The organism is Klebsiella sp. Ech2A, from assembly GCF_030078455.1.
Lineage (GTDB): Bacteria > Pseudomonadota > Gammaproteobacteria > Enterobacterales > Enterobacteriaceae > Klebsiella > Klebsiella terrigena.
Genome location: NZ_JAQGFU010000010.1, coordinates 14,475 through 27,134, shown reverse-complemented (window position 1 = coordinate 27,134; position 12,660 = coordinate 14,475). Strand labels below are relative to the sequence as shown.

Here is a 12,660-nt window from a genome sequence, read left to right as displayed (position 1 = left end):
GAGAATGGCTTTATCTTTACCAATTAGTGAGTGAGCGTGTTTCAGTTTTTTCACCCAGCGAATTAGAAAGTCTATTACCTTTAAAAGGACTATTGTTTATTATCCCTGGAGGAGAAAATACCGGCAATCCCCTGTTAGTGATAAAATCATTGTTAGAAACAGAAAACTCTTCTAATATTTGAACCTGACCTGCTTTAAATTGTATTGGAGAAGTAGAATCAGAGCCCAGTCTGTTGCCATTAATTACCGCATTGATTTTTGCATTCTTTTGACCAACTTCACTGAGATCAAACTCTACGCTTGCTATCTCCGAGTTCAATAGTTCAAACTTTTTAACCCCCCGCGTACCACTATCGGTTACAGGTATGGACAAAGTACTATTGGAAATCAGGTCATTAATAGCAAATGAATTAACATAGCTAGAATGCAAAGAAACAACCCCTACGCCCTGGTACGATTTCATTTTGGTCTTGACGATTTCCAAACCGTTGATAATCGAAACATTAACAATACTTACAGCATGTTTTTTCACAAAGAAGTTAGAGTCGCTTATTGTAAAATCACCTATATTGAAACTGTCTTGACTGTCAGAGGACAGGTTTATCATTATGCCATTACTGCTTTTTGAGTTAGCAGACTGGATGAAAACATTTTTGACAAGTTTAATCTTTCTTATATTTGATTTTTTATTTTTGGAATTAAAATTAAGAAGAAACATCATTTTATTGAATCGATTCCCGGTAATATTAATGCTATTGATATCGCATCCCATAATATCCGCATCAAAAATACCAGCAACATTTCCTGAGTTATTTATTATAGATATATTTTCAATTTTTGACATCTCACCGAAATGGAAAAGCCGAATATTTTCACCGCAATAAATCCTGTTTCTCTCAAAAGAGATAGTGCTGACATCCTTATACTCAAAAACATTAATTAGTGCAGGAGTGTTCTTATTATATCTGGATGATGAAATAACACAATCTGTGATGGTAGCTTGCCCGTTTCTAATATTAAAGGCGGGGCCTTTGGTGGTAATTTTTAAATGATGAAACTCAATTTTACCTATTACATTTGAGTGTAGATCAAAACTGGCATTTACATCGTTATGGATATCTTTGTCTGAGGTAGTTGCAGTGCAATCCGTAACAGTGATGTCCGACATAACAAAGTCGCGGGAAGCACAGGTCACGTGATGTTTGTTGCTCTCAAAATGACTTTGCGCGATCCGGGTATCACTGCAATCAACATAGATGCCATAGCCGACACGTCCCGGCAGCGGTAACCCCTGAACATTACAGAAGCCAGAAACGAAGGTATTCACAACTCTGGACTTACAGCCAAGCACAAGCAAACCTGCACCACAAAACTCATTACCCAGTACTTTTACATTATTGATATTGATATTAGTGCCGGTGAGCTTCACGCCCGATAAAGGCGGAATGACCTTTTGCGATGCCTGTAGATCTATATTCGCATTTAACAGACTGGTCGAATTTGAACCTTTGTGTATGATAATTTCCGATATCTTGAATGATGAATAGGCTGGTCTATCAAAAATTAAATAAGAATCACCCACCTCTTTGATCACCGCTCGCATACCGTGATGATATGGACGAATATTCTTATACTGCTCACCATTTCTGATATCGGTTGATTTCAAACTAATAAGATCGCCCGGTTTGAAATTGCTCTTCTTAACCGATTCAGGGAGTAATAATTTAGCACTACCCTGTTCGAGGTAAAGACCTTCACCTTTAACAGAGTCAAGTTGTTTTCCGATGCTCAGAATATAACTGCCAGCGGGCATATCTGCATCGGCTTTTAATGTTGAATTCTGGAAGTCAATGTTCAGACATGAATAACAATCCACAGGTTTATTAACCATGTATTTTTTGTTATTACCCAGTACAACCTGTTGGCCATCACCACAGGCTTTAAATGCGGCTGCTAATGCCAGGTTATTGAAATAGTCTCCATCAGCGTACTCTTTTCCAGTGACAGATTTTATTATTCTCAAAATTTCTTTATCACTTTCACTAACTAAATTTTTTATCTTAATATTCTTTTCCGTTACACCAAACCAATTTACCTCCAGCGGAGAACTGGATTCTCTGATAAATTTGACTCCGGATACACCAGAAAAACAAGTTCCTGCATTTTCCTTAACGAATTTATCATTAGTTATAACTGTGAACACGGCGGGTGTATCATATGGTAACCCAGATGAGTGATTTCTAACCGTAATATTCTGCCCGTCAGAGACATTATCTAACTTAATCATATCACTGATAAAGTCAACAACAACGAGATCTGACTTCTGGGGCTCATTTTTATCTACATTGTTATTTTCATCAGTGATATCTACTGACGCAAACACTTTAAAAGATGTATTAAAATAAATTGCTGCCAGGATTAACTTAATCAAATCTCGTCGCTTCATTCATATCACCACAGGTCGAATGGAAATGCTTCTAGCAGACCTGACTGAATACTTTGCAGGTCAGAAATTGCGTCTGTGCGCAAGTCGAACGCTTCTTCAACAGTCTCTGCGCGTGCATAAGTATTACGCCCGGTACCAAAGTAATAGTCATCATATTTGAACTGTGACTCACCACTATTCGCACTTAAAAACACAGCAGGGATGCCGTAGGCTTCAGCCAAAATAACGCCATGCAGAGAACTTGAAATAACAAACTTACTATTGACGATTTCTTTAGTGAACCCAATTGCGCCTTGGTTAGGTGAGCAAATATTGCTTTTATATTTAGAGTACAAATTAAAGTCTTCATTCATATGGGGTATGACGATAAAGTCTTTCTGTAGCTGACTATCAGTTAATAACTCCTTGCTATAAAACAGTGGTAGTAACAATCCCGGATCGCCGAAAACTTCCGGTGCTATAATACCCTTCTCTTTCTTCAGAAAATCTCTGGTATTAGGGCCCCGAACAGCACGAACATCTAAGCTGTTAAATTTAAGTTTTGATTTATCAATTTTGCCATTGATTCCCGTGCCCCAAATGCAGTCACCATTTTTGGCAAAATGCATAACCGAGCCGATACTGAAGAGTGTGTTACGTGAAGAATTTTTCCCAAAAATTTCAAGATCGCGCGTGCTCAATACAGACTGAACAATAACTTTCCCTAAATGATCTCCTGCATTATGGCTACCATCTTTAGGTTCCCACCAGAAGACGTTCTTTTTTTGTTTGTTTTTGATAATACTGTTAAGCATACTTCCCTCTATAAGTATAAATAGCTATCGGGGTTTAACTAAAGAGCGTAAACCTGAATAGAAATGCGGAGTGAAAATCAATTTTAGTGCTTTTAGTTTCATGACCGCATTCTTACGGGTTTGCTTAAGTGCATATTCGTAAACGAATGATATCAAGAAGTAGCTAATCATTACGGAAAAAGCTGCACCGTTAGTACCAAACTCTTTTATGAAAATATAGTTAAGGATCAAACTTGAGCCAAGGCCACAGGCATTACGGAAGACTGCAAATTTCTCCAACATATTAAGACTATAGTACAAACCGCTGATATTCGCTAAAGCAAGGAATGGGAATGAAAGGCAAAGTATCTGAAACACCGGTACGGACGCTTCAAAGCCCTTACCTAATAAGGGCGGTATTATATACTGAGCACACAATGCCGCTGGTATAGAGATTACTAGCGTAGTAACGATAATAAATGCATAAAGTTTCGTTAAATACTCATCTTTATTGATATCTTTGTTCTTACTTATAAAAGGAAGGAATACTGAAGACAAAATACTCGGCACTGCCATTAATTGTTCAATTAACTTATATGCCCCTGCATAGATCCCCACCTGTGCAACAGTTGCAATGCTGGATAACATCAGCTGGTCTGTTCGCATGTTAACTTGCACGATAACCATTGAGATCCAGAAGAAAAACGATCTCTCGAATATATGCTTCGTGATTACCTTTTTAGCAGAGTTGCTTTTTATTTTTACTAAAAACTTCTCTCTTCTTGTAACCAAGAAGCAGCATATGATATTTATGATTAAGTTATTTAATGCGAATGAAATAGCAATAAGATACAGATCAGCTTTTAACAAACACAAAACAATTCTCAGAATTGCTAACGCTATCGCAACGGTAACTCTAATTTTAACCAATAAATCATTTTTAAGATTGGCTTCAAAATGATAAACATAAAGTTCCAAAGGAGATGCAAGAACAGCAAGTAAAAGCCAATAATAATAAGTTTCATCCCCACGAAGGCCAATAAATGCAACCACTATCAGACTGAAGATGAATGAGATCAGTAGTTTTATTTTAAGAGTTTGCAGGAAAACTAGCTTCTCCCTTTTTATACTCTGCAAGGATGAGTATACTCTTCTCAGCCCAAACTCAGTGATCGATACTATTAATGCATAATAAACCTGAAATAGAGCGAGATTACCGAAATTCTCAACGCCTAAATATCTAATAACGACTACATTAGACAGCAAACCAATAAGTAAAACAATAACCTTTTCCGACATCAGAAAAGCTATATTAGAAGTAAGTTTTTTCATTATAACTCCAGCTAAAGCAATCCCTGCTTGCTTGTCCTTAATCGATACTAAAATCTACAGTTATATTTTTGACAATCTCTGAAGCTCAGCAAGAAAACTCGCCATTACATTTTCCTTTGCAAGATTATTCTCAGCATAAAGTTGAGCAACTTGATTAAACTTAGGCAACTGCAAGCATTTCCTGATACCTTTCTCAAGAGCCAGTTCATTTTCAGGTTCTACAAGAACCGCAAGCCCCTCGTTATCCCTGCAAACCAGACCTAATTCTGTGTCAGCTTCAGCTGTAATTACAGACTGTCCACCGGCAGCAAGTATATTAGTTAGTTTTGAAGGTAGAACCGCATCAGCAACACCTCTTTTCTGTATTACCAGATGACAATGAGCAATAGCTAACAGCATTGGTAACTGTTCATACGGTAACAAAGGCTTAAATAAGATATTCTTCGAACCTGCACTAACCGATGCATCATACAGATCTTTTTTACCTACGCCGTCACCTACAATTAGAAAGACGATATCCTCGTCTTCAAACTTTTTGGCTATAGGTATCAAATTCTCTAAGCCTTGTTTTTTACCAATATTGCCCGAGTATAAAACAATTTTACTTCTTACACTTATGCCAAGTTCTGAGTAAAAATCCCCGGACACGACGACATTTCTAAACCTGTCGGTTTCAGACCAGTTAGGAAAGAGAACAAGGTTTTTATCTTCAACGCCCTTAGCTCTTGCTTTGTTCAGCATATTTTTGGAGATAGTAGATACTCTATCGAACTTTTTAAGTATCTTACTTTCCAAATAAAATAGAAAGGACGATAACTTACTTCCCTTTCCGTTACTGCTTCCCAGGCCAAACATTGCATCAAGCTCATAATCCTGTATATGAATAACAGATTTAGCGCCTGTGATCTTGGTGTAAATCAATACCGGTAATGCACAGAAAAGCGTTGGCACTACATATATCACAACATCAGGCTTGAGCTTCAACAGCCGCAATAAGTTAAAACTGGAACTTAAAGCGAATGAGGACAGGTGAACAACTCGTTTTACAAACCCTGGTCTTGTCGGAATATAAAGTGGCGAGCGGAAAACAGATATATTATTGACAACATCTTTACTATATCTGTTCTTATAGGGTTTAGTCAGTTTCCATTCAGGATAATACGGTGGAGCCGTAACAACGGTAACTTCATTGTTGTTATCAGCAAACCACCGGCTCATTTCTCCGCTATACTTACCTATCCCAGTAAGTTCCGGCTCGTAATTAATACCATAGACTAATATTTTCATATGGACTCAGATAAAATGTTATGAAGTCGTTCGAAAATAATCCTTAGTATAATCATGCACTTTAGGATGATTAAGAATATCAGCTTTCGGTATCCAACTATATGACGAATGTTGTTCCACTGGGAGTTTAAGCTCATCATTATTCAGAAAGAGCTTATAGCCCAAAACAATATAATGGGTTGAAAAATCACTCCCAGAAAAATTATCATCATAGAAATGCTGATAAACACTAAGGAATTTAGCTGAACTCAATGACTGGGCAATCCCCAATTCCATTTGAGTTAGTCGAGTGAAAGCTTCATTTATTGTCTCATCCTTTCTTATCCGTCCACCGGGAACGAACAAATAACCCCTAGCAGGTCTGTTGACCCTTTCACCTAGTAAAATTTCACTATTAGAATTTTCAATAATGAGATCAATTGAAATCAGAGGAGCATGTTCAACAATAATTTTGAAAATACTATCATCCAAAAAAACTCTAGTCACGGAATTTACCCTGGTTAGCTAAAAACCACTGATATGTCTTTGTGAGCCCTTCTTCTAGGTCAATACTGTACTTCCATCCCAAATTCTGAAGGCGGCTCACATCCAGCAGTTTGCGGGGAGCGCCATCAGGTTTTTCGGCATCAAAAGTAATTTTTCCTTCAAAGCCCACAACTCGCGAAATTGTTTCTGCAAGTTCCCTGATTGTACAGTCGATCCCCGTGCCTACATTGATATGAGACAGCATAGGCTGAACATTCTGGTTAAGAGTCTCAGTATTTAACTCCATCACGTAGATAGAAGCTGCAGCCATGTCATCAACATGGAGAAACTCCCTCATCGGCTTACCGCTGCCCCATACGATAACCTCAGAAGCGTTTTGCTGTTTGGCTTCATGGAATCTGCGCATCAACGCTGGGATTACATGCGAGTTACTCGGATGGAAGTTATCGTTCTCACCATACAAATTGGTAGGCATCACGGATCTGTAATCACGATTATACTGGCGATTATAAGACTCACATAATTTGATACCCGCAATCTTAGCTATCGCATAAGGCTCATTGGTTGGCTCAAGAGTTCCTTGTAGTAACTGCCCCTCGGTAATAGGCTGAGTTGCTAGTTTAGGATAAATACAGGATGAGCCTAAAAACATTAACTTTTGAACACCGTTGTTATGCGCAGCATTGATAACATTATTTTGAATCATTAAGTTCTGATAAATGAAATCAGCTGGATAAGTATTGTTAGCAACAATGCCCCCAACTTTTGCTGCTGCAAGATACACCTGGTCTATTTTGTTTTTACGAAAAAAGTCGTTAACGCTATTGGTATCAAGTAAATCAAGTTCATTTCTGTCAGCGGTAATAATTTCTATATCATCCCTGACAGATAAATTCCTGACGATGGCCGAACCGACCATCCCTTTATGACCAGCAACATAGACCTTGCTTTTAATCATCTACTTTACTCCTGAGACAGTGCTACATTGAAACCATGAGACTTCAAGAGTGAGTGTTTCTTAGCGGCTTCCAGATCGTGCTGCACCATCTCGACGACCATCTCCTGAAGGGTAGTTTCTGGCTTCCAGCCAAGTTTTTTGTGCGCATTTGATGGATCGCCCAGAAGAGTTTCTACTTCTGCTGGACGGAAATAACGTGGGTCAACTGCCACGATCACATCGCCAACGTTAACACCCTGGGCATTGTCACCAGTAACGCTTTCTACAATACCTTTCTCATCAACACCTGTACCTTCGAAGCGTAAAGTAATACCCAGTTCGGCAGCCGCAAACTCAACAAACTGTCTTACCGAGTACTGTACGCCGGTAGCAATAACAAAGTCTTCAGGGACTTCCTGTTGCAGCATCAGCCATTGCATTTTGACGTAGTCTTTTGCATGGCCCCAGTCACGCAGAGAATCCATGTTACCTAAATACAGACAAGACTCCAGGCCTTGAGAGATGTTTGCTAATGCGCGGGTAATTTTACGGGTTACAAAGGTTTCACCGCGACGTGGAGATTCGTGGTTGAACAAAATACCGTTACAGGCATACATACCGTAGGATTCACGGTAGTTCACAGTAATCCAATATGAGTACAGCTTTGCTACTGCATACGGTGAACGTGGGTAGAATGGCGTGGTTTCTTTTTGTGGGATTTCTTGCACCAGTCCGTACAGTTCAGAGGTTGAAGCCTGGTAGAATTTCGTTTTTTTCTCTAAACCTAAGAAGCGAATTGCTTCCAGCAGTCGTAATGTACCGATCGCATCAACGTCAGCAGTGTATTCCGGGGATTCAAATGAAACAGCAACATGGCTCATCGCCCCCAGGTTATAAACTTCGTCTGGTTTAACTTGCTCCAAAATACGCGTTAAGTTCGATGTATCAGTCAGGTCACCGTAATGCAGATGAAGCTTAGGATTTGGGGAGTGAGGATCCTGATAAATGTGGTCTACGCGTGAGGTGTTGAAGGAGGATGCACGTCTTTTGATCCCATGAACTTCATAGCCTTTTTCAAGTAAAAACTCAGCTAAGTATGAACCGTCTTGGCCAGTAATACCGGTAATCAAAGCAACTTTAGACATAACTTTCCCTTATTTATTTTCGAGCTATATTGAAAGAAATTATAAAAACAACTTAGAACTCAGTTGTGTTTTTTATCAACAAATATTTAATTAGCTAATTTCATTTATCAATACTTGATTTTACTTTTATAAAGCAAATATAAATAAATCCTATACCAGCGTTTGAATCTAGATGTCTTTCATTATTCGATCTTTAACCTTCACACAGGGATTACCGTCATAAACAGCCCAAGGTTCAAGGTCTTTTTTCGCGACAGAGCGGGCACCAAGTACTGCGCCCTCACCAACATTCACATTTGGCCCTACAAACGCTTCAGCACAGATCCATGCCTTTTCGTTAATAGTAATAGGACACAGAATTAACTCATGCTTTCTACTTTGATATCGATGCGAACTGGCACAAAGAGAAGCATCCTGGCTGACCGTACTTAATTTACACAGTTTAATCGTTCCCTGATTGTAAATATTTGCATTAGGGCCAATGGTCGTCTGCTCCTCCATTATAAGGTTTTTAGGGCTCCAAATCTTACTGGATCCGTAGACTCGACAGCTAAAAGATATTTTAGCCCCAAACAGTTTAAGAATAAGGACTCTCCATTTAAAAAATGGTCTCGGGGAAAATCTAAAAAAGAGGAGGTTAAATACAGCCCAAATTACACGATAAATTTTGTTTTGAAGAGAGAAGCTTGACTTGGTTATCTCATCCATTTATGACTCTTTCATTTATAATTTTTTCGAATGATTTTGCAACTTTGGAAATTTCGAATTTATCATCGAAACACTTCTTCGCATTAATTCTCATCATATCCTGTTCTTCATCACTGAGTTCAATAAACTCTAACATTTTTTTACTGAATGATTCCACAGTATCATCAGCAATTAATCCGGAATTTTCAGCTTCTATCTCGCGCCAGATATTTACTTTATTCGATATCAGTACCGGTAATGAAGCAGAGAGAGCTTCAGCCACTACGATGCCAAAGTTTTCCTGGTGAGATGGTAATGCAAATACTTTACTCGCAAAGTATGCCCCCCATTTTTTCTCACCCTGTAGCATCCCACCCCAAGTAACCACATCTTGTAAACCAAGCTGCTTTGTTTCTACCTTTAAGGATTTTGCATATTCGCTATCATCAGGGCCGGCAAAGAATACATGATAACCTTGAGCACGTTCTTTAATTTTAGCAAATGCATTCAATAGAATATCACACCCTTTTTTCTCGTGAATTCTACCTACAAAGAGTATTAGTTTTTTATTACTTAGCTCAGGGTAGCTTGCATAAAAGGTTTCCACCGAGGAGCTTCTTTCAAAAGTACTTCCTGCTGTGCCATAAGCAGTTACACTCTCATTTGGCGTGTAGAAAGGGAACGATTCCCTGGCTAAAATTTTCTCTTCTTCACATGTAAAAACCACCGAACGTGCTTTATTGACCACCCTTTTTTCAAAAAGCATCCAATAGATCATCTTCTTAACATGCTTGAGTGGATAGGCTTTTTTGAACCATGGATCTAACATGCCATGTGAATATAAAAGATAAGGTACTTTTTCATTAAGGCAAACCGAGCTGGTTACGACACTGTGATATTGCCATACGCCGTGAATTATAACTAAGTCATAGTTTCTTATGTTTTGGGTTAGCCAGTTTTTGAGGTTTTTTGAGTAAGAATAGCCCCCCTTCCCCTCACCAACATTGAAAACTTTTAAATTAGAATTCGCAGGGCTTATATTATTCTCATCATCCATGCAGACAATATCGCATTCTATATTCAATTGCTGTTTTTGAATTTCATTTTGAATTTGTCTGATACCTTCAGATGGCCCACCTTTTTTAGGATCCATTGATGGGATTACACGAAGAATTTTCATATGTATCCTTTTTAAAATGAATTAAGTTTAATAACAGCAATTATATAATTATCTAATGAAAGCTTGTTTTTAATATTAACAGGGCAAAGTTATTTAATTATTACCCTGAGAGAGTCGATGATAGCGTCATCACTAAATTGGCTCGTAAACTCTGTACTCATTATTTTTTGTTTTTTTGGTAAGTTTCGTATCGCAGAGCCAATGTCACCAATACCATTAACCAGGATCAGCTCTCCATTATAGACATTAAGTAAGTTATAAAAATCACTTTTCACCGCGATGACCGGAGTTCCAGCTGAAATAGAGAAGAAGAAACTGCCACTGACGATCATACTTTTGCTGTCAGAGGGTAAAATTGAGTATTCAGCTCGACTCACCAAATTATACGCCTCTTCATCACTGATAAATTTATCAACGATCTCAATTTTTTTTCCAGCTGCTAATGTCTTCAACTGAAAACAATAATTTTTATCATCAGAACTACCGGCTATAATCAGCTTCAGGTCTAATGGCCAGCTTTTTATTAATTCATCCAGTTTCTTATATTTTTCAATGCGCCCAAAGCATACAAAATACTTTTCATCGTCAATCTCATTTACTGGTGAAACAGACTTCAGTTCATAAAGCGGGTGAGGAACATAAATCCTACCGGCTGAACAAGCAGATTTTGAATGAACAATGGTATAAGAGCTTTTACTCTCAAAGTAGTTCATTATTTTTACACTAAGTTTCTTATTTTCATCCAAAATATTGTGTGGGTAAATATTATGGCGAACATAAATTATTTTCTTGGCGGAATATCTCATTATCAAAAACCATAACATTGAGATAATGAAAGACAACAAATTAAACCTCCCATCTTTACCAAAACATCTATTTTCCAGCCAGTTAAATACGATAATGTCATATTTATTTATTGAAAAAATAGTGTCCTTCCAATTCTTAGGCGATATCGGAGTTACATCACCAAATTGACCAAGCAAATCACGCATACGAATCGTATAGGAATTTTTTTCGCTAGGCGGTGGGAAATACCCTATTTTTTTCATTTAATCTTCACTCTCTGACAGTTTCTTATTGTTTTTCGCACGCGTATAAGAAGCAGAAATCATTGCCAATACTAACCAGTAAAGTCCCTGTATTGAATCTAACCGCCATGACCAACCAAGCATACCAAAGAAGGCGATTGACAGGATAGAAACGCCTGATGCGTACAATATCTTAGAGTCATACGGATCTTTCAGTCTGATTCCTTTAACAATCAGTCTCACAAAATAAAAATTCATGAACATAAACAGACCAAAACCTAATATTCCTGTTTCTGACATTATCAACAAATAGATATTATGAACGGGATGAGGCCACCAACTGGATATATTGGTCACATCATACTTTGTCATGACGGTGGTAAATGTATTAAGACCGATGCCGAAGAATGGGTGGCTAGTGATCATTTTCAGTGCGATCTCGGCCAGTACGATACGAATTTCGCCACTTTCATCCGGTGCATTTATGAACCTATCGTAAATAACACCAAAGTAGGTATCAATAAAAATAAATGCAGCAACAAGTAAAACGGCACAAATCGTAATTTTGCTGAAAAACTTACCTTTACTGAACAATGAGTGGAAAATCATCAATAGCGTAGCAACGGCTATCATTGCAATCCCTGTTCTGGCGAATGAAAGCACAACGATTACCACCGAAATGAAGTATCCAGCCATGAATACCATTTTCCTGAAACCACTCTTGTTCATCGCCTCCATCCATAAGAATGGGCAAATTGTAACAATGAACTGAGAAAGCGTACCTGGATGCCCTAATGTACCAGCCGAACGATATAATTCACCATCAACGTTGTTAAGTCCAACTTCATCACCGCCTTTTCCTGAAATCGTCACACCAAATACTTGCTGTATTAAGGAAGTGATTAACTGAATAACAATAACCACAAGAATTGCATTAAATAAGGTGTCGTGGTTTTTTTCATCATTGAGCAGTGCGAACTTGATAATTAAGAAGACGATAAAGAACTTTATATATCTAAGAAGTTCAAGCGATGACCAGAAATATGAATCACCAAAAATAAAGAAAATAGCATTGCAAAATAAATATAGCGCAATAACTTTGATATCTGTTGTGAGTTTAATCTTTGTGTTTTTATTAAAAATAACGATCAATAATAACTTCACAATCAGGTATGAAAACAAGGGAATATCAAATGGAGAAATCGCAACTTCTGCACCACCATAGTGGTCAAGTTCTGGCATCAGTCTCCATCGTCCAGGGATAGCCAAAGAAAGCACATATGTATATATAAATATTCTTTCTAACATAACGTTCCTGATTATCGCTAAAGTTGTAGATATTGAATGTAAAATTTAACC

11 protein-coding genes are annotated in these 12,660 nt (G+C 37.9%); all 11 read right to left on the bottom strand.

Annotated features, from left to right (window positions below; all coding sequences use genetic code 11):
- Positions 1-16 precede the first annotated feature (16 nt).
- Positions 17-2,446, bottom strand: a complete 2,430-nt coding sequence (locus PFH44_RS04260) for a hypothetical protein (RefSeq protein WP_283824390.1) — start codon at positions 2,444-2,446, stop codon at positions 17-19.
- A 5-nt stretch (positions 2,447-2,451) separates the two neighbouring features.
- On the bottom strand, positions 2,452-3,240 hold the full coding sequence (locus PFH44_RS04255; protein ID WP_283824389.1) for a polysaccharide pyruvyl transferase family protein: 789 nt from the start codon (positions 3,238-3,240) through the stop codon (positions 2,452-2,454).
- A gap of 24 nt (positions 3,241-3,264) precedes the next feature.
- Positions 3,265-4,551, bottom strand: a complete 1,287-nt coding sequence (locus PFH44_RS04250; RefSeq protein WP_283824388.1) for a flippase — start codon at positions 4,549-4,551, stop codon at positions 3,265-3,267.
- Between the two features lie 60 nt (positions 4,552-4,611).
- The gene (locus PFH44_RS04245; RefSeq protein WP_283824387.1) at positions 4,612-5,838 is read right to left on the bottom strand and encodes a WcaI family glycosyltransferase; all 1,227 of its coding nucleotides are present in this window, start codon (positions 5,836-5,838) and stop codon (positions 4,612-4,614) included.
- 18 nt (positions 5,839-5,856) lie between these two features.
- Entirely contained in the window at positions 5,857-6,324 is a 468-nt protein-coding gene (locus tag PFH44_RS04240; RefSeq protein ID WP_283824386.1) for a GDP-mannose mannosyl hydrolase, read from the bottom strand.
- On the bottom strand, positions 6,317-7,282 hold the full coding sequence (fcl, locus tag PFH44_RS04235) for a GDP-L-fucose synthase (protein WP_283824385.1): 966 nt from the start codon (positions 7,280-7,282) through the stop codon (positions 6,317-6,319). Before fcl ends, PFH44_RS04240 begins: the two co-directional genes overlap by 8 nt.
- A 5-nt stretch (positions 7,283-7,287) precedes the next feature.
- Positions 7,288-8,406, bottom strand: a complete 1,119-nt coding sequence (gmd, locus tag PFH44_RS04230; protein WP_123551685.1) for a GDP-mannose 4,6-dehydratase — start codon at positions 8,404-8,406, stop codon at positions 7,288-7,290.
- Positions 8,407-8,574: 168 nt separating this feature from the next.
- Positions 8,575-9,114, bottom strand: a complete 540-nt coding sequence (locus PFH44_RS04225) for a putative colanic acid biosynthesis acetyltransferase (RefSeq protein WP_283824384.1) — start codon at positions 9,112-9,114, stop codon at positions 8,575-8,577.
- Complete coding sequence (locus PFH44_RS04220) at positions 9,107-10,273, bottom strand: glycosyltransferase (protein ID WP_283824383.1); 1,167 nt, start codon at positions 10,271-10,273, stop codon at positions 9,107-9,109. Before PFH44_RS04220 ends, PFH44_RS04225 begins: the two co-directional genes overlap by 8 nt.
- A gap of 89 nt (positions 10,274-10,362) precedes the next feature.
- Entirely contained in the window at positions 10,363-11,322 is a 960-nt protein-coding gene (locus tag PFH44_RS04215; protein WP_283824382.1) for a glycosyltransferase, read from the bottom strand.
- Complete coding sequence (locus PFH44_RS04210) at positions 11,323-12,543, bottom strand: O-antigen ligase family protein (protein ID WP_283824381.1); 1,221 nt, start codon at positions 12,541-12,543, stop codon at positions 11,323-11,325.
- Between the last annotated feature and the right edge of the window lie 117 nt (positions 12,544-12,660).